Source organism: Cystobacter fuscus DSM 2262 (assembly GCF_000335475.2).
Lineage (GTDB): Bacteria > Myxococcota > Myxococcia > Myxococcales > Myxococcaceae > Cystobacter > Cystobacter fuscus.
The window spans coordinates 64,416-82,445 of sequence record NZ_ANAH02000023.1 but is presented as its reverse complement, the minus strand read 5'-3'; the positions used below and the strand labels follow the sequence as shown (position 1 = coordinate 82,445).

16 protein-coding genes and 1 pseudogene are annotated in these 18,030 nt (G+C 69.9%); 9 read left to right on the top strand and 8 right to left on the bottom strand.

The genetic code is table 11. The features are described from left to right. Positions 1-41: 41 nt before the first annotated feature. The 3 genes and pseudogenes from D187_RS31795 to D187_RS31785 form a co-directional block, all read left to right on the top strand. Positions 42-1,178, top strand: coding sequence for a serine/threonine-protein kinase (locus D187_RS31795; RefSeq protein ID WP_002624579.1), 1,137 nt, complete (start codon positions 42-44; stop codon positions 1,176-1,178). Beyond that, positions 1,175-2,119 carry an RluA family pseudouridine synthase gene (locus D187_RS31790; RefSeq protein WP_002624578.1) on the top strand — a complete coding sequence of 315 codons (945 nt, stop codon included), beginning with the start codon at positions 1,175-1,177 and terminating at the stop codon, positions 2,117-2,119. The genes D187_RS31795 and D187_RS31790 overlap by 4 nt, the downstream gene beginning before the upstream one ends. Positions 2,120-2,123: 4 nt before the next feature. Then, positions 2,124-3,365: pseudogene (locus D187_RS31785) on the top strand (DNA polymerase IV); the annotation flags it as partial. A gap of 15 nt (positions 3,366-3,380) precedes the next feature. Here the strand turns inward: D187_RS31785 and pcnB are convergent. Then, positions 3,381-5,063 (bottom strand): polynucleotide adenylyltransferase PcnB, encoded by a 1,683-nt coding sequence (gene pcnB / locus D187_RS31780; RefSeq protein ID WP_002624576.1) that lies wholly within the window; start codon positions 5,061-5,063, stop codon positions 3,381-3,383. 403 nt (positions 5,064-5,466) lie between these two features. Here pcnB and yjjX point away from each other — a divergent pair, with 403 nt between their 5' ends. After that, entirely contained in the window at positions 5,467-6,006 is a 540-nt protein-coding gene (gene yjjX, locus D187_RS31775; protein WP_002624575.1) for an inosine/xanthosine triphosphatase, read from the top strand. Between the two features lie 15 nt (positions 6,007-6,021). On the opposite strand, the gene D187_RS31770 is transcribed toward yjjX, so the two are convergent. From D187_RS31770 to D187_RS31740, 7 genes are all read right to left on the bottom strand, one after another. Then, positions 6,022-6,633 (bottom strand): hypothetical protein, encoded by a 612-nt coding sequence (locus D187_RS31770; protein WP_002624574.1) that lies wholly within the window; start codon positions 6,631-6,633, stop codon positions 6,022-6,024. Positions 6,634-6,805: 172 nt separating this feature from the next. Next, entirely contained in the window at positions 6,806-7,588 is a 783-nt protein-coding gene (locus D187_RS31765) for a sugar nucleotide-binding protein (RefSeq protein WP_002624573.1), read from the bottom strand. After that, positions 7,585-8,628 carry a phosphatase domain-containing protein gene (locus D187_RS31760; RefSeq protein ID WP_002624572.1) on the bottom strand — a complete coding sequence of 348 codons (1,044 nt, stop codon included), beginning with the start codon at positions 8,626-8,628 and terminating at the stop codon, positions 7,585-7,587. Before D187_RS31760 ends, D187_RS31765 begins: the two co-directional genes overlap by 4 nt. Further along, positions 8,625-9,653 (bottom strand): phosphate acyltransferase PlsX, encoded by a 1,029-nt coding sequence (gene plsX, locus D187_RS31755; RefSeq protein ID WP_002624571.1) that lies wholly within the window; start codon positions 9,651-9,653, stop codon positions 8,625-8,627. The genes D187_RS31760 and plsX overlap by 4 nt, the downstream gene beginning before the upstream one ends. A 129-nt stretch (positions 9,654-9,782) precedes the next feature. After that, complete coding sequence (gene gltC / locus D187_RS31750; protein WP_002624570.1) at positions 9,783-11,768, bottom strand: adventurous gliding motility protein GltC; 1,986 nt, start codon at positions 11,766-11,768, stop codon at positions 9,783-9,785. Then, on the bottom strand, positions 11,765-12,619 hold the full coding sequence (locus tag D187_RS31745; RefSeq protein ID WP_002624569.1) for an outer membrane beta-barrel domain-containing protein: 855 nt from the start codon (positions 12,617-12,619) through the stop codon (positions 11,765-11,767). The genes gltC and D187_RS31745 overlap by 4 nt, the downstream gene beginning before the upstream one ends. Beyond that, entirely contained in the window at positions 12,616-13,446 is an 831-nt protein-coding gene (locus D187_RS31740; RefSeq protein WP_002624568.1) for an outer membrane beta-barrel domain-containing protein, read from the bottom strand. The genes D187_RS31745 and D187_RS31740 overlap by 4 nt, the downstream gene beginning before the upstream one ends. Positions 13,447-13,732: 286 nt before the next feature. On the opposite strand from D187_RS31740, the gene cglC reads away from it, so the two are divergent. The 5 genes from cglC to ybaK all read left to right on the top strand — a co-directional run bounded on the left by cglC (position 13,733) and on the right by ybaK (position 18,030). After that, complete coding sequence (gene cglC / locus D187_RS55625; RefSeq protein WP_043432368.1) at positions 13,733-14,236, top strand: adventurous gliding motility lipoprotein CglC; 504 nt, start codon at positions 13,733-13,735, stop codon at positions 14,234-14,236. Between the two features lie 93 nt (positions 14,237-14,329). Further along, entirely contained in the window at positions 14,330-15,763 is a 1,434-nt protein-coding gene (locus D187_RS31730; RefSeq protein ID WP_002624566.1) for a vWA domain-containing protein, read from the top strand. Between the two features lie 180 nt (positions 15,764-15,943). Then, positions 15,944-16,405, top strand: a complete 462-nt coding sequence (gene purE, locus D187_RS31725; RefSeq protein ID WP_043432443.1) for a 5-(carboxyamino)imidazole ribonucleotide mutase — start codon at positions 15,944-15,946, stop codon at positions 16,403-16,405. Further along, on the top strand, positions 16,402-17,544 hold the full coding sequence (gene purK, locus D187_RS31720; RefSeq protein ID WP_002624564.1) for a 5-(carboxyamino)imidazole ribonucleotide synthase: 1,143 nt from the start codon (positions 16,402-16,404) through the stop codon (positions 17,542-17,544). Before purE ends, purK begins: the two co-directional genes overlap by 4 nt. Before the next feature lie 9 nt (positions 17,545-17,553). Next, complete coding sequence (gene ybaK / locus D187_RS31715; protein ID WP_002624563.1) at positions 17,554-18,030, top strand: Cys-tRNA(Pro) deacylase; 477 nt, start codon at positions 17,554-17,556, stop codon at positions 18,028-18,030.

Here is an 18,030-nt window from a genome sequence, read left to right as displayed (position 1 = left end):
TTTGACCCCGGCGCGACGGAGTCTCTAGGATCTTCCGCCTGATGCTTCCCAAGGTCATCGGCGGGTACCGTGTCCTCGAGACACTCGGCAGTGGGGGAGTCGGAACCGTCTACCGGGCCCTCGATGGACAGACCAGCGAGCCGGTCGCCCTCAAGGTGCTGTCGGGAGCTCCCACCCGGGACTCCCGCGCGGCACGTCGCCTGCTGCGCGAGTTCGAGACCCTCACGGACCTCTCCCACCCCAACGTGGTGAAGGTCTACGACACGGGCATGTTCCAGAGCTCGCCCTACCTCGTGATGGAGCTCATCGAGGGGCTCACCCTGCGCGACTACCTCGCCTTGAAGTCGGAGGCCTCCCGTGTCTCGCCCGTGCGTGCGAAGGCGAGCCTGGAGCGCTCCGAGGACGAGTCCGGGGAAGACGGGTCCGAGCCGTCCGGAGTGCTGAAGTTCGATCTGTCGGCCTTCGCCGAGGAGTCTCCCAGCGAGGAGTGCGGCGTCATGCGCTCGGGCTCCACGGAAGCACCGGGGCGGATGTCACGCGCGCCGGTGGAACCCTGGTTGGACTCGGACTCGGACGACCTGGATCCGCTGGACTTCGAGCCGCCGGAGGACCGGACGAGGCCCCATGCCCCTCCGGAGACGCGCGAGTCGGTGCTGCGGCTGGAGGAGCTCAACCGGCCGGAGCGGATGGGCCGGCTCAAGGACTCGCTGCTCCAGGTGTGCGAGGCGCTCGCGTACATCCACGCGCACGGGCTGGTGCACCGCGACCTGAAGCCCTCCAACATCATGGTGGACGAGGATCGGCAGGTGCGGTTGATGGACTTCGGCCTGGCGAAGTTCCTCGCGGATGACGCGGGGATGACGCTGGACGGCCGCATGGTGGGCACCCTGCGCTACATGGCGCCGGAGCAGATATTGGACGAGCCGCTCGACGGGCGCACGGACCTCTACAGCCTGGGCGTCGTGCTCTACGAGCTGCTGACGGGCCGGCCTCCTTTTGATGCGAAGTCCCCGGTGGACTTGTGGCACAAGGTGCTGGAAACCGAGCCCCCTCCCCTCTTGGCCCTCAACCCCCGGGCGGATCCCCAACTGGCGCGGGTGGCGCATCGACTGCTCCGCAAGGAACCGGATGACCGGTTCCAGACGGCGGAGGAAGTCTACGAGGCACTCTCCGAGTGAACGCGAGCGCGACGACGCACACGCTGGTGGTGGAGGCGGACAAGGCCGGGCAGCGGGTGGACCTCTTCATCGGCGAGGCCCTGGGGCTGTCGCGCGCGAGGCTCAAGAAGCTCTTCGACGCGGGCGCGGTGAAGGTGGACGGCCGCACGGCGAAGAAGGGGCTCATCGTCACGGCGGGCCAGCGCATCGGCGTGGTGGTGCCCGAGGAGCGGCGCGAGGTGGTGCCGGAGCCGGGAGCGCCGCTGGTGGTGCTGCACGAGGACGAGGCGCTCGTCTTCCTGGACAAGCCCGCGGGCACCCCGTCCCACCCCTTGCAACCGGGCGAGACGGGCACGCTGGCCAACGCCCTGCTGGCGCGCCACCCCGAGTGCGCCGGGGCCTCGGAGGACGAGCGCGAGGGCGGGCTGTGCCACCGGCTGGACATCGAGACGTCCGGGGTGATGGTGGCGGCGCGCACGCGCGAGGCGTGGGCGGCGGTGCGCGAGGCGTTCGGCGGGCGCGCGGTGGACAAGCGCTACTGGGCACTGGTGACGGGACCCCTGGCGGACGAGGGAGAAATCGAGCTGCCCCTGCGCCACCATCCGCGGCACCCGGACCGGGTGGAGCCCGCGGTGGAGGGCGGCGAGGGCGCGCGCGAGGCGCACTCGGAGTTCCGCGTGCTGGCACGCGAGGGGGAGTACAGCTTCGTGGAGGTGCGCATCTCCACGGGCGTGCTGCACCAGGTGCGTGCCCATCTGGCCGCGGTGGGCGCCCCCATCGTGGGCGACGCGCTGTACGAGGGACGAGAGGAGCCGGGGCTCGGCCGCTTCTTCCTGCACGCCCGCGCGCTCGAGTTCACGCACCCGGTGACGCGCGAGCCCGTGCGCGTCACGAGTCCCCTGCCCCCGGAGCTGCGCTCGGTGCTGGAGAAGCACGCCCTGGCCGTGCCACCCGGAGCGTGAGCCGCGCGTGTCGGAGGGAGCCCGTAGAGTGAGCCCACCCATGCGAGCCATCATCCACGTGGACATGGACGCCTTCTATGCGTCGGTGGAGCAGCGGGATCGTCCCGAGCTGCGCGGCAAGCCCCTCATCGTCGGGGGCGACGCACGGCGAGGCGTGGTGGTGGCCGCCTCCTACGAGGTGCGCAAGTACGGCGTGCGCAGCGCCCTGCCCATGGCGCGTGCCATGAAGATGGCGCCCCACGCCATCGTGGTGAAGCCCCGCTTCCATGCGTACAGCGAGGCGAGCGAGCAGGTGTTCTCCATCTTCGAGCGCTACACGCCCCTCATCGAGCCCTTGTCCCTGGACGAGGCCTTCCTGGACGTGACGGCGTCGGTGGGGCTGTTCGGCTCGCCGGCGGACATCGCGCGGCGCATCCGCAAGGAGATCGCCGCGGAGACGGGCCTGCCCTCCTCGGCGGGGATCGCCGCGGTGAAGTTCGTGGCGAAGATCGCCTCGGACGTGGCCAAGCCCAACGGCCAGCGCGAGGTGCGCGCGGAGGAGACGGTGGCGTTCCTCGCGGCGCTGCCCGTGGGCCGGTTGTGGGGCGTGGGGCCCAAGACGGAGGAGGGCCTCAAGCGCGCGGGGCTGGAAACCATTGGCGACGTGGCCCGGCGGGACGTGGCGTGGATGGAGGCCCGGTTCGGCTCGGCCGGACGTCACCTGTGGGAGCTCGCGCAGGGCATCGACGCGCGCGAGGTGGTGCCCGATCGCGAGGCCAAGAGCGTGGGCGCCGAGGACACCTTCGACGAGGACGTGACGGGCCTGGACGCCCTGAGTCCCTACATCCACTCGCAGGCGCTCCGGGTGGGCCGCCGCATGCGGCGCGCGGGAGTGAAGGGCCGGGTGGTGCAGCTCAAGGTGAAGTTCTCGGACTTCACCCTCATCACCCGGAGGACCACCCTGGCCTCCCCCACGGATGATGGACAGACGCTCTACCGCGTGGCCCGGGAGCTGCTGGACAAGGCCCACGAGGACAAGCCGGTGCGGCTGACCGGCGTCTCCATGCAGGAGCTGGGCGGCGGCGCCGAGCCGCGGCAGCTCGGGCTGTTCTCCGAGCCCGAGGCCCCCAAGCGCAGCGACAAGCTCAACGCGGCGTTGGATCGCATCGCCGAGCGCTTCGGCTCCAAGGCGGTGACGACCGCGGACGTCGCCGGGAGCGCCGAGGCCGATCCCGAGCGCCCCAAGAAGCCCAAGCGTCCCAACTGACACGTCCGCGACGGCTCACCCCTCGTCGGAGGCGCCCTCCGCGTCCTCGCCGGAGTCGTCGTCCGAGTCACCGGCGTCGAACGTGTCGTCCGACTCCTCGTCGCCCGAGGCGTCGTCCAGGGACTCGTCCGAGGCCTCCATGGCCGTGGACTCGGAAGCGCCCGCGGCCGCCGGAGCGGTGGAGGCCCCCTCCGTCGTCCCGGGCTTGCTGCGAGCACCCCCCCGGCGGCGACGGCGGCGGCGCTTGCGGGGCGCGTCCCCCTCGGCGGCGGCGGAGCCCTCGGTGGAGGGGCGGGCGGCGGGCACATCCCCGCGCTTCCACGCCTCGAGCGCGTCGCGGTGACGGCCCGTGGCCTCGACGGAGATCTCGAAGACGATGAGCGCGTCGGCGAAGAGCGGATGGCGGCGGAACGCTCCCGTCTTCTTGCGCCGCTCCCCCGACAGCGTGCGCTGGGCGATGAGCAGCAGGCGGCAGCGCTCGGCGATGCGGCGGGGCAGCCGCGCCGTCTGGACGAACTCGGCCAGCAAGTCCTCGATGGCCTGGGACACCGAGGGGCGGCCCGCGGCGTCCAGGCTCTCCACGACGGGCGAGGCCTGGGCGATGGGCACCAGCAGCGCGGCGAGCAGGATGGCGTCGTCCAGCAGCTCCCCGGAGGCGACGCGTCGGTCGAGCGCCTCGGCGAAGGAGTAGAAGGTCTCCTGACCGCGGCGGCCCTGCTCCTTGAAGTAGGCGGCCACGGGCGGCAGGAGGATCTTCAGCGCATCCAGCGCATCGAGCAGGCGCAGACTGGGCGCCGCCACGCCGCCGCGGATGAGGCGGAAGGTCTCCTCGAGCAGGCGCGCCGGGGCGCAGCGGGGGAGATCCTCGACGGCCCCTTCCATGGCGGCGTAGGTGCGCGACTCGATGTCCAGGCCCAGCTTGGAGGCGAAGCGCACGGCGCGCAGGATGCGCACCGGATCCTCGCGCATGCGGATCTCCGGGTCGCCGATGGTGCGGATGTAGTGCTCGTCCAGATCCCGCCGGCCGCGCACGTAGTCGATGATGCGTCCCTCGACGACGTCGTAGAAGAGGCCGTTGATGGTGAAGTCGCGGCGGCGCGCGTCCTGCTCGGCGGTGCCGAAGACGTTGTCGTGGGTGATGAGCAGATCCGGGTTCTGCGACTCCTCGACCTCGCTCCCCTCCTCCTCGCCGTTGCCGTTGTCGGCCGGAGAGTCGACGAGCTCGGTGGGGTTGGCGCGGAAGGTGGAGACCTCGATGATCTTCCCGCCCTTGAAGTAGATGTGGGCGAGCCGGAAGCGGCGGCCGATGAGCCGGCAGTTGCGGAAGATGGCGCGCACCTCACCCGGGTGGGCGCTCGTGGCGATGTCGAAGTCCTTGGGCGTGCGGCCCAGCGACAGGTCGCGCACGCACCCCCCCACGAGGTAGGCCTCATGGTCGTGGGAGTGCAGGCGATGGATGACCTTGAGGGCATCCGGATCGAGCTTGTCCGGGTCGATCTCCGGGGGCTTGCCGGAGGGCTTGGGCGGGGGGAGGAAATCCGTATCCGGCAGCGTGTCCTCGGCGGACGGCGCCGTGTAGGCGGGCATGGGGAGTGAAACCTCCTCGGGCTCGGGGACCGGTAGCTCCTCGAGGGGGTCCGGGGACCCGGCCTCGAAGGCCACAGCCTCGCGCGCGTCATCGGGCACGGGCTGGAGCATCGGGTCACCGGCGGCGGGCGGTGTGTCAGTGAAGTCTCGCGTCATCTCGCGGTTGACGCCCCAAGGGGGGCGAATCTAAGGGGACGACCTATACCGCATCCTCCCCGGGAGGGAGTAGCTCATGGAGACATTGTTGACGGGGGCAACAAGCCGGGTGGGCACCACCCCCGTCCACCTCTCGCCGAGGCGGCGGGGAGCTACACCTCCACGCCTCGTCCGGGAGCCGGAGGACGGCCAGGATGCCCTCCATAACACCCGGACCCCGAAGAATCTTCTGGTCACCGCACGGGTCCTGTGGGCGGAGGGGCCATCCAGGCGGGCGGCCAGGGAGCGCCATGGCGCCCCCCAGACGGGAATGAATTCCAGCGACCGTCGGCGCGAGCCCTCGGGGAGGAACTGACTCATGTCCATGCGCATCGCGGTCGGCTCGACGAATCCCGCCAAGACCGAGGCCGTGAGGGCCGTGTGTGAACAGGCGTTCCCCGGCTGCACCGTGGTCGGGGTGGACGTGCCCAGCGGCGTGCGCGAGCAGCCCATCGGCACCGCGGAGACCGCGGAGGGCGCGCGCAACCGCGCCCGGGCGGCCCTCGGTGCCGTGCCCGGCGCGCAGCTCGGCCTGGGACTCGAGGGGGGCGTGGATCCCGACCACAGCCTCATCAATGGCGTGGCCGTGGTGGCAGCGGACGGCCGGGAGAACTTCACCTGGGGCGTGCGCTTCCCCCTCCCCCCGGCCATCGCCGCCCGCGCGCTGCGGGGCGAGGAGCTGGGCCCGGTGATGGACGAGGTGTCCGGGCGCACCGGCAGCAAGCGGGGCCTCGGCGCGGTGGGCATCCTCACCAACGGCCTCTTCACCCGCACCGAGATGTGGCGGGGCCCCGTGGCGTGCGCGCTGATTCCCTTCCTGCATCCGGAGTTCTACGCCCCACCCCCCTCCCGAGGCTGAACCTGTCGGCCCCCCTCACCCCTCCCCAGCGGTGATGGTGGGCGCCTGGGTGCTCGTGAAGAAGTCCGGGAAGAGGGCGACGTAGTTGCTGCCCGAGCCCACCTCCCCCGGAATGGCGCCCGTCTTGGAGCCGCGCACCTCCAGGGTGGTGCCATCCCGGCCGAGGGAGAGCTCCACGTCATTGACATTGCCGGCCTGGGTCGGGCTCAGCGCGCCGAGGCTCGTCCCGCGCAGCACCCCGAGCGACTGGGGATCCAGGTGGCGGAGCTGGACGGAGACCGCGGCGGAGCCGCTCGGCGAGGACTTGGAGGTGAAGCCGACCGCGACCCCCAGGTCATTGGCGGCGAGTGACAGCGAGGAGTCATCGTATGTGGTGCCGAGCACCACGCTGCCCTCGCCCCAAGCGCATCCCCCTCCGTCCTCCCGGGTGACGACGATCTGCTTCTGGGGCGGCATGCGGCCCGGCTTCAGCCGGGACGAGACGTGGAAGAGACAGCCCTGGGTCACGGCCGAGTCCAGCGCGGCGGCCTGGGTGGCGGGGGACTTCTCCGCGGCCGGGGGATTGCCCCCACAGGCCAGCAGGAACAAGGGAAGCAGTGGGGGAACGGTGGACTTCACGCCAGGCATGGGCTCACTCCTCGTGTGCACGGGAGGGCCCACCCCGAACGTGCGACCCCGGATGGAGGACTCGGGGCGGAAACACCCTCCACGAGGCAAGGTAGGGAGCGTCAACCCGCTTGGATACCGTCCCCCGGCGCTTGTGCTCACCGGCGGACCGCCTCCGGCCACCGAGTTGCCTTCAAGGCAGAGCCGGCAGCCTCGTCTTGAGCGAGGGCAGGCGGATCCGGTCGTCGATCATCCGCTGATCGAACACGAAATGTTCACTGGGTTCCACCCGCCACCGGCCCGAATGCCAGGCACTCAGGGCGGAGGCGATCTCATGGAAGGACCAGCGCTCGTTCGCATCCAACAGGTAGAGCCCCGGCTCCACCCACGCGAGCGCCAGCAACGCCCGCACGGTGTCGTCCAGGAAGGAACACGCCGGATACCAGCGGGTGCTCGCTTCCACCCGCCCCTGCTCGCGCGCGCGCGTCTCCAGCCACGCCCCCATCTGGTTGCCCGAGAAACCGAAATCCATCTGCCAGCCCAGCCGCGCCACGCGCGCCTCGGGGTACTGGTGGAAGACGCGCGCCTCGGCGAGCCGCTTCTCGTTGCCGTAGCCCTCGGTCGCATCGGGCACCGAGTCCACCGTGAAGGGCCCGCGCGCCCCATCCGAGAACACCCTCACCGAGCTGGTGAAGACGAAGCGCACGCCCACCTGCCGGCAGATCCACGCCAGCTCGCTCGTCCACTCGTAGTTGACGCGCCAGGAGTCGTCCGGACGCTGGGAGGGACTCGAGGCCGCCGCCAGGTGGAAGAGCACGTCGGGCGCCTCCGAGCGCACGAAGTGCTCCATGGCCCAGTAGTCGTCCACCGGGACGCGGGAGCGCTCCCAGCCCACCACCTCCACGCCCTGGCGTCGCAGGAAGTCACACAGCCGCGAGCCCACAGTGCCGTGGGCGCCCGTGACGAGCGCCTTCATGCCGGTGGAGGCTTGCGCGCCTTGTGGGTGCGCGGCAGGGCGTGGTGGAGCATGGCCAGGTAGTCCACCGCGCGCGCGGGGGGCGGCGCGGGCTCGGTGCCCAGCGCGGCGAGCCGCTTGGTGAAGGCCGAGATGATGTCCGGCATGGGCCGCAGCGCCTGGAGCAGCGCGTTGGGCCCCTCGAGCGCCTGCACCAGCGCCGCCGCCGCCTGCTGCAGGGGCAGGCCCCGGCGCAGCAAGTCCTGGAACGAGTTGGACAGGGTGATGATGTTGTGCCCCGCCGTCTGCACCATCTCCACGGCGACCTTGATGACCTGGGGGGCGGTGAGGTGGCCATCCGCCAGGAGCACCAGCGCGGCCTGGAAGTAGTTGAAGATGGGCACCACGCGCGGGCCGTAGTCCGCGAAGTGCGCGGGCGGCGTGAGCCGATCCAGGTGGATGAAGATGCGCCGCACGGGATCCGCCACGGAAATCTTCTTCCACGCCGCGTGCACCCGCTCCACCTCGTCCGGGTACACCGCCGCCTGGGAGAGGATCTGCGAGAGCACCCGCTCGTCCACGCGCCCGGCGACCATGTCCGCGTAGAGCGAGTAGATGAAGGCATCCGCCTCGGCGTCATCCCCGAAGAGCACCTCCTCGGCCTCCAGGGGCGCGAGCGCGCGGCTCTCGAGGATGGCGGGCAGCTTGTAGCCCACCTGCCCGCGCAGCGCCCGGAAGCGCCCGCGCATCAGGTTGCCCACGTTGTCCTTGAGGACGAACTCGTCCCACACCACCCCGTCCAGCTTGAGCTTCTCCTCGAGCACCGAGCGCATCTGCCGGGGGCTGCCCGAGACGATGCACAGGCGCGAGTCGCCATTGGCCGACAGTTCGCGGATGAGCGCGGACGCGCCCGGCACGGCCTGCTTCTCGTGGGCCTTCTGGAAGGCCGTGCGCAGGATGTCCCGGAAGGAGTCGAACTCCGTCTGCAGGTAGGTCTTGTCCAGATCCCAGCGGTAGATGCGCCGCGGGGGCCGGGGATCGATGCGGTCCGGGAGGCTCACCGCGCCAGACCCTGCTGGATGGACTTGCCCAGCTCGTTGGCGGCCGCCTTGGCGGCGATCTTCCCCGCGTTGGCGATGGCGCGCGCGTGCGAGCGGCCATGGGCCTTGATGAAGATGCGATCGAAGCCGAGCACCGGCGCCCCTCCGTACTGTTCCCAGTCGGTGATGTCCTTGATGCGCTGGATGCCGCCGGCCAGCATCGCCAGGCCCGCGCGCCAGCGCAGGCTCTCCTTGTGCGCGTACTGGGCCAGCTCGAACACCGTCTCGTGCACGCCCTCGAGCATCTTCAGGCACACGTTGCCCACGAAGCCGTCCGTCACCACCACGTCCGCGGTGCCCTTGGGGATGTCCACGCCCTCCACGTTGCCGAGGAACTGCATGCCCGGCAGCCCGGAAATCTTCGCGTGCGCCTCCACCACGTGGCGCGGCCCCTTGGTGGACTCGGTGCCATTGGACAAGAGCGCCACCTTGGGCAGCTCGTTGCGCGAGATGATGCGCGCGTAGGCCGCCCCCATCACCGCGAACGTCACCAGGTCATCCGCGGTGGCCTCCACCGTGGCGCCCACGTCGAGGATGAGCGAGAAGGGATCCTCCTTGCCGCCGTGGCGCATGCGCGTGGGGTACACCGCCGCGAGCGCCGCGCGCCGCACCCCCGGCAGGAGCTGGAAGTGGCGCGCGCACGCGAGCACGCACGCGCCCGTGTTGCCCGCGGACACCAGCGCATCCGCCTCGCCCTCGGCCACCAGCCGCGCCGCCACCGACACCGAGGCGTCCGTCTTGCGCGCCAGGGCCTCGCCCGGCTTCTCGTCCATGGCGATGAACCCCGAGGCGTGCTGCACGGAGATGCGCTCGCCGCTGTGCCGGGTGGTCGCCAGCACGTCATCGATGACGGCTCGGTCTCCCACCAGCAGCGCGTGGATGTGAGGGGACTCCAGCGAGAGCTGCGCGGCACCCCGGATGACTTCGGCCGGACCGTGGTCGCTCCCCATCACGTCGAAGGCAATGGTGACGGGCTTGATGGCCATGCGAGCCCCATCCTACTGGTTTGGGAAAAACGATGGGGGGTTGGATCCACCTGGATCCAACCCCCCGGAAGCGAGTCTCACCCGACGAGAAGCCCCCCGGAGGGAGGCCCCCCGTCCGGGGAAATGGACTCAGTTGCTGCCGCTGGCCTGCTGGACGTTCCGGTTGGCCGTCTCGCGCTGCACGCAGCCCTTGGTCATCGTGTACTGATAGGTGCCCAGCTCGTCGCGCCAGTACTCGCCCTCATACGGCCAGTAGAGCTGATCATCCGCCACGGCCACCGAGTACCTGTACTTCTTGACGATGGAGACCTGGCCGCCCGCCTTGAGCTGCTCCTCCAGGAACTCCTTCTCCTTGGTGACGGTCTCGAACTTGATGCGCAGACCGTTGGCGAGCAGCTGCTTGAGCGCCGAGAGTTCCGTCTCCAGCTTGCCCTTGGCCATGATGCCGGCCTTCTCGATGAGCGCGGTGCGCTGCACCTTGAGGCCCTCGAGCAGCTGCTTGGTCAGCTCGGAGTAGCGGAAGGTGTCGCCCTTCTCGGAGAAGAGGTCCATCTCCCCCTCCAGCTCGAGGATGGAGTCGTTCGTCTTCTTGAGATCCTGGTCGGTGAGGGCCAGGCGCAGGATGCGCTCGAGGATGACGTCCGTCTCGCCCTTCTCCTGGCCGTCCTTGTTCTTCTTCTGCACGTCGGCGAGCACGCCGTAGGACTCGCTCGCGTCCAGCTGCTTCTTGGTGATGAGCTCCAGCTGATCATGCACGGGCAGGTAGGTGCGCTCGAAGTCCTGGAGGATGAGGCTCGACTCGCGGTAGCGGCAGTTCTCGTAATAGATGACCGCCTTGAGGATCATCGCTTCCGGGAAGTACTCCTCGCGGAAGAAGGGCGAGGAGAGCGTGATGAGGTTGCCGAGCGCCTGCTCGTACTGACCCACGCGGTAGTTGGCCCAGCTGGACTCGAACATGGACTCGAGCCACTGCGTGGTGCCGCGCTCCACCTTGTTGAAATAGAACAGGGCGTAGCGGTTCTGCTGCATGCCGTAGTGCGTGCGGCCCAGCTGCATGAACGCCAGCTCGCGCAGCTTCTGGTTCGCCGACACCTGCTCCGCGTCCAGGCCGGCGGTGTTGCGCGTGACGCGCACCACTTCCTTCATGGAGTCGATGGCGCCCAGGGTGTTGATGTCCGTGCGGCGCGCGGACGCGGTGGCGGCCTTGTTGCCGAAGCGGAAGAAGGCCAGGCCCTCGAGGTACTTGGCGCGCGGGTAGAAGACGTCCGTCTTGGGGACGAGCAGCACGAGGCGCTTGACCTCGTTGAAGCTCTTGTCCGCGTCCTCCTTGCGGCCCACCTCGTCGAGCGCCTTGCCACGCACGAAGTGGTAGCGGGCCAGGAGGTAGTGGAACTCGCTGCGGAAGCGCTCGGGGAACTCCTGGTTGGCGTGGCGCGCGAGCTCATCCAGGATGACGGCCTCGTTCTTCGTCTTGCGGCTGATGAAGAAGAGCCACTCGAGGCTGGTGCGGAAGAACTTCGTCTCCGGACCCACCGCGAGGATCTTCGAGAACTCACCGAGCGACGAGTGGTACAGGCCCATGCGGTAGAGGGCCTTGGCCAGCACGTAGCGCGCCTCCATGTGGAGGCCGGCGAGCTTCGGATCCTGGATCATCTCGAAGGCGCTCATCGCCGCCTTGTCGTACTCGTCGTTCTTGAAGAGCGACACGGCGACGTCCAGGCGCTGACGGTCTCCGCTCTTGCCGGACACGTCCACCGCGTCGAAGGACATGGTGGGCGCGGTCTGGGTGGGAGGCGGCGTGTCCGCCGTGAGATCCAACCCCATGGAGGGAGGCTGGGCGGGGGTGCCCTCGGCCGGAGGGGCCGCGGGAGTCGCCGGCGCCGCCGAGGAGTCCGTGGCCGCCGACGAGTCCGCCGCGTCATCCGAGTCCGACTCGTCGGAGGCCGGAGCCTGGGTGGCGCCGGGCTTCTTGCCGCGGGGCTTGCGCGAGGACTTCTTCTTCTTCTTGGGCTGGGAGATGTCCAGGCCCTCGAAGCTCTGCGCGGGCGAGGGCTGGGCCCACGTCAGCGTGAGCCCGAGGAGGGAGAGGCAGAAGGGCTTGAGCAGACGTTTCATGATTCAGGGGGGGCGTTGGGGAAGAAGAAGGACACACCCAGCTCGAACAGCAGCTGGTTGCGCAGCGTGGTGGCCGGGTTGCGGGCCTTCTCCACATAGATGAGGTCACGGAACTCGGTGCGCACCGTCATCCAGCGGTTGACGAAGAAGCGCATGCCCACGCCGACGTTGCCGCCCGCGGTCAGCGCCGTCGCGCCGGGCGCGCGGTACTGAATCGCGGAGGCACCCGCGATGCCGTACAGGTCGAAGTGCAGGAACTGCTCGGACAAGAGCGACATCTTCCCGTAGATGGGCGCCCACTGCACGTCGAGCCCGCCCGTCAGCAGGATCTTCCCCGGCGCCTTGTCGTCCAGGTCCTGGAAGGTGGGCTGGCGGCAGCCGCGAGTGGTGGTGCCACCCGTCGTCTCGAAGGTGCAGATCTGCGCGGCCGCGGCCACCGTGGGCAGGGAGTAGCCGGCGCGCAGGCTCAGGCCCAGCGTCTCCGTGAAGTGGTAGGTGAGCACGCCGCCGAAGATGTACTTCGAATAGAAGGCGTCCTTGATGGAGAAGGTCGCCGAGGGGCTCAGCTCCAGGCGGCCCTTCTTGAGGAAGAGGTGGCCGGAGACGGGCACCACGCGCTCGCGCAGGGGCCCGAGCCGATCCTTGTCCACTTCCGACACGTCACCGGCTTCCTGCTCGGCCGAGCCGGTCACGGCGGGGCTGTTGGCCGGGGTGGCCGGTTTGGCGGGAGCGGGCTTGGCGGCGGGAGCCGGGGCGGGCGCGGCGGGAGTCGCCGGCGCGGCGGGAGCCTGGGCCAGCGCGAGCCCGGGCACGAGGGCCAGGGCGATCAGCAGACGGTGGGCGGTCTTCATTCGGCGTCCCGTCCAGTCGACTTGAGGGGGAAGAAGATGGAGATGCCGGCGTTGAGGGTCATGAGGTTCTGGGTGGCGCCCTTGCTGGTGAAGTTGGGCCTGTCCACGTAGGTCGTGTTGATGAGCGCCACGTTCACCGCGAAGAAGTCGCGGGCCACGAAGCGCATGCCGATGCCGAGATCGGCGGCGGGCAGCGGGCCGACCTTGTAGTCCGTCGCCGCTTCGGTGTTCACCACGCCCAGGCCGCCCAGGAGGTAGGCGTCGAAGTGGAGGATGTCGTTGAGGAAGGCCACCTTGCCGTAGAGCGGGCTCCACTCCACGTCGCCCATGGCGGACCACTGGGGCACCGAGTAGAAGATGCGGCTCTGGAAGGTGGACTTGGCGATGCGTACGTCATCCTCGGGCAGCACCTGCATGATCGAGAAGCGCCCGGCGATCGCCAGCGTGTCCGCCAGGTAGTAGGCCCCGCGCACCGCCGTGCCCAGCTTGGTGTAGTACGGGTCGTTCACCGACAGGGTGACGAAGGGCGCCAGCTCGAAGCGGTTCTTCTTCAGGTACACCTTGCGCTGCACGCTCTTCACGCGGTCGTCGAGCGTGACGTCGCGCTCGGCCGGCGTGAGTGGCTCGGCCGGTGGGGCCTCGGCGACAGACGAGGGCAATGGAGGCTCCTCCGCAGGCGGCTCCGCGGCGGCTTCCGTCTCTTCCTGCTGGGGCTTCTGGGGATCACCGCTCAGATCGAGTCCGAGCCCCTCTTCCTGGTTCTGTGCGAGTGCCGGTGCTGCGGGCGCGAGGAACAACGCGAGCAGGACGGCCTGGAGGCGATTCACTTCCGGGAGCTCCGTGTCATTGGGGCATCTTCCCGCCGACCGATATGGATCCAACATCGGAGGCGGCTACGAGTCCGCATCCTATGCGCCACCCTCGTAGGCCATCAACCGATCAAAATGGTTTCCCCGGCCCATGTCTGCCCCCTCGGTATTCTTGCAAGGTCAATGTCCAGGGCGGGCAGGCGGCGATTCCCCCCGCGCATGCGACACGGTTGGCAGTCCGGGGCGCTGTGCTACGGTGGCCCTTCACGTTTCAACTCCTTTGATTCTGGTGAGGTGCACGTCGATGTCTGCGCGTCTGGCTCTTCTTCTGATGGGTGCCGCCCTGCTGTGCGGCGGGTGCGAGGTCCCTGCCGACACTGGGAAGCGCTGCGGGCTGGTGAAGAAGGATCCGAACGATCCAACGGGACTGGGGTCCATCCCCGTCACCCCGAGTGACATCCGGTTCAACCAGGACTTCATCTCCTTCGGCGCGGTGGATTGCGAGGAACTGGTGTGCGTGCGTACCGCGGGCACCGAGCTCCAGACGTCGGGCGAGAACGAAGCCATCCAGGTGATGGGCTACTGCAGCAAGGCGTGCAACCTGGAGAGCACCACGGCCTGCGCGGTGACCCATCCGGACACGGCCGAGGACGTCAAGGCGACCCTGGGATGCCGTCCGCTGCTGCTCGATCAGGTGGCGTTGGACACCCTGAAGAGGACCAATCCCGCGGAGTTCGAGAGGCTCTTCGGCCGGAACGAGTCGCCGAACTTCTGCGCCTCCAAGGGCGTGGGCACGGCGGGAAGCTGACGACTTCACGGCGCGCGAGAGGGTCTCCAGACCTTTTCGCCGCGCCGTGCGTGAGCAGCCGGGCCTCTCGTCCTCCCGCTGGAGCCCCTCCTCATGAACAAGACGGCCGTCTTCGTCTCCCTGGCCGGTGTGCTCGCCCTCACCGCCCTGGTGCTGGGCCTGCCCCCCTCCCCCTTCTCGGCGCCTCCGGAGGACTCCCATGGCGCCAGTGCGGTGGGCCACCACGGGCCGCTCAACCTCCAGTCCCGGGCGGAGACCTCGGGCGCGTTGAAGATGACGGCCCGGCTGTCCCATCCCTACATTCCCCCAGGCCCCGCGGAGCTGTTCGCCACGGTGGATGTCATCGGCATGGAGGTGCCGGGCGCCCGTCGGCTGCCGGTGAACCTGGCGCTGGTCATCGACCGCTCCACGTCCATGCGCGGCTACAAGCTGCAACAGGCCCGGCAGGCGGCGCGCCACCTCGTGGGACAGCTGCGCGAGGACGACTGGCTGGCCATCGTCCACTACGGCTCGGACGTGCGCGGCCTGGGCGGACTGCCCGCCACCCCCGATAACCGCGAGCGGATGCTCCAGTACATCGAGGGCATCTGGGACGATGGCGGCACCAACATCTCCGCGGGACTCCAGGAGGGCCGCGCGCAGGTGCGCGCCTCCGAGTGCACGGGCTGTGTCAAGCGCATCATCCTGCTGAGTGACGGCCAGCCCACCGAGGGCCTCACCGAGGACGCGGATCTGTCGGCGCTCGTCCGGGACATCCGCACCGGGGGCATCACCGTGAGCGCCATCGGCGTGGGCACGGACTTCAACGAGGACTTGATGCAGGGCTTCGCCGAGCTGGGCGCGGGCGCCTACGGCTTCCTCGAGGACGCGGCCCAGCTCGGCCCCCTCTTCCAGAAGGATTTGCAGCAGGCCTCCACCAGCGTGGCGCGCGACGTGGCGCTGTCCTTCACCCTGCCCCAGGGGGTGCGGCTGGAAGAGGTGCTGGGCTACCGCGTCCAGCAGGAAGGACGCCGCGTGACGGTGCGGCTGCCCGACTTCTCCTCGGGACAGAGGGAGCGGGTGGTGGCGCGACTCACCGTAGAGGACGCACGCGAGGGCCGCCCCGTCCACGTGACCGAGGTGGCCCTGTCCTTCCGGAACCTGCCCGACAACGGGCCGGTGATCCACGGGGTGGACCTGGGCGCGCGGGTGACGCCACGGCTGGAGGAGGTCCACGCGCGGCGGGACAAGGAGGCCACCGTGTACGCCACCCGGGCCCTGAGCGCGAAGAACCTGACGCTGGCCGCCGAGGCCCTGCGCGAGGGGCGCAAGGAGGAAGCGAAGGGCTACGTGGCGCGCAACCAGAAGCTCTTCGAACAGGCGGGTGAGGTGGCCACCCCCTCGGCGGTGGCGGCGGACCTGGCCGAACAGCGGGAGCTGCTCCAGGACTACGAGCAGGCCGAGGACTCCTCGGCCGTGGACACGGCCGTCAAGCGCTCGAAGAGCAAGAGCCTGAAGAGCTTCGGGCGCCTGGGCTCCACCTACTGAACACCCCGGGATCCAGGCTGGACTCCGGCCGGGCCCCGGAGCGCCCGTGCTCGATTTTCCGTGTTGACCGGCGCCAGCCCCCCACCCTATCTCCGAGTGCTTCCCCCCTCGCGGGACTCACCCGGAGGGCGCACAGGAGGCAATCGCTTGAGCGCGGACACACCGTGGGTAGGCGTCATCATGGGCGGCAAGAGCGACCTGGAGCATCTGCGCCCGGGAATCGACGTCCTCAAGGAGCTGGCCATTCCGCATGAGGTCCGGGTGGTGTCCGCCCACCGCACGCCGGATTGGATGATGCAGTACGCCGAGACGGCCGAGTCGCGGGGCCTGTCGGTCATCATCGCGGCGGCCGGAGGCGCGGCGCACCTGCCCGGCATGGTGGCCAGCAAGACGCTGCTGCCCGTGCTGGGCATCCCCATCCCCGCCACCGTGCTCAACGGCTTCGACGCGCTCATGTCCATCGTGCAGATGCCCAAGGGCGTGCCGGTGGGCACCATGGCCATCGGCAAGCCGGGCGCCGTCAACGCCGCCCTGTACGCCGCCGCCATCCTGTCGCTCAAGTATCCCGAGCTGCGCCCGCGGCTCGCCGCCTGGCGCCAGGCCCGCACCCACGAAGTGCTCCAGGACCGGGAGCTCGCATGAGCGCGCGCACCGTTCTTCCCGGCGGCACGATCGGCATCCTCGGCGGTGGGCAGCTCGGCCGGATGATGGCGCTGTCCGCGCGCACGCTCGGCTATCAGGTGCAGTCGCTGGATCCGGATCCCGCGTGCTCGGCGCGCTTCGTGGTGGACCAGTGCTACACCGCCGACTTCGGCAGCGTCGACGAGGCCCGGCGGCTCGCGCGCTCGTGTGACGTGGTGACCCTGGAGATCGAGAAGATTCCCCTCGCCACCCTCAACGCCGTGGCCCAGCACACGCCCATGCGTCCGGGTGCCCACGTCCTGGAGGTGGTGCAGAACCGGGGCCGGCAGCGCGCGTGGCTCGCCCAGGGCGGGTTTCCCCAGGGCCCCTGGCGGCAGGCGAACAGCGAGGCCGAGCTGACCTCGACGGTGGAGGCCCTGGGCGGCCGCTGCTTCGTGAAGGCGTGCGAGGGCGGCTATGACGGGCGCGGTCAGTACCCGGTGAAGTCCAGCGCCGAGGCACCCCAGGCCTGGCGGGAGCTGGGCCAGCGCCCCGTGGTGGTGGAGGCCGCGCTGGAGCTGGAGGCGGAGCTGTCCGTGCTGGTGGCGCGCTCGCCCCGGGGCGAGGTGGTCGTGTACCCGCCCGCCTACAACCACCACGAGGATCGCATCCTCGACTGGTCCCTGCTGCCGGGACAGATTCCCCCCGAGGTGAGCACCCAGGCGGTGGAGCTGGGACGCGCCATGGCCACGGCGCTCGCGGTCGAGGGGTTGTTGGTGGTGGAGCTCTTCCTGCTCAAGGACGGTCGGCTCCTGGTGAACGAGCTGGCGCCGCGCCCCCACAACAGCTTCCACGCCACCGAGGTGGCGTGCCTCACCAGCCAGTTCGAGCAGGCGGTGCGCGCGGTGTGCAACCTGCCCCTGGGCTCGGTGGAGGTGGTGCGCCCCGCGGCCATCGTCAACCTGCTCGGGGACTTGTGGTTGCGCGAGGGCGGGCCCCGCTTCGAGGCCGTGCTCGCCATGCCCGGCGTGCGGCTGCACCTGTATGGCAAGCGCGAGGCGCGCGCGGGCCGCAAGATGGGCCACCTGTCCGCCGTGGGCGCCACCCCCGAGGAGGCGCTCGCCCGCATCCAGGCCGCCCGCCAGGCTATGGGGGCCTGAGAGGAGCACATGAAGACCAACGCGGCCCGCATCCTCGACTCGCTCGGCATCGCCTACACGCTGCGCGACTACGAGGTCGACCTGGAGGACCTGTCCGCCGAGTCCGTGGCCGCCAAGGTGGGGATGCCGCCGGAGCAGCTCTTCAAGACGCTCGTGGCCCGGGGTGACCGCACCGGCGTCCTCATGGCCGTGGTGCCGGGCAACGGGGAGTTGGATCTCAAGGCGCTCGCGCGGCTGAGCGGCGACCGGAAGGTGGACACCGTGCCGCTCAAGGAGCTCCAGCCGCTCACGGGCTACGTGCGCGGCGGATGCACGGCCATCGGCGCCAAGAAGGACTACCCGGTGTTCGTGGACGAGACGATCGAGCTGTTCGACACCATCTCCATCTCCGCGGGCATTCGCGGCACGCAGATACTCCTCGCGCCCGCGGACTACCTCCGGGTCACCAAGGGCAAGGTCGGGCCCATCTCGCGCGACAAGACGTAG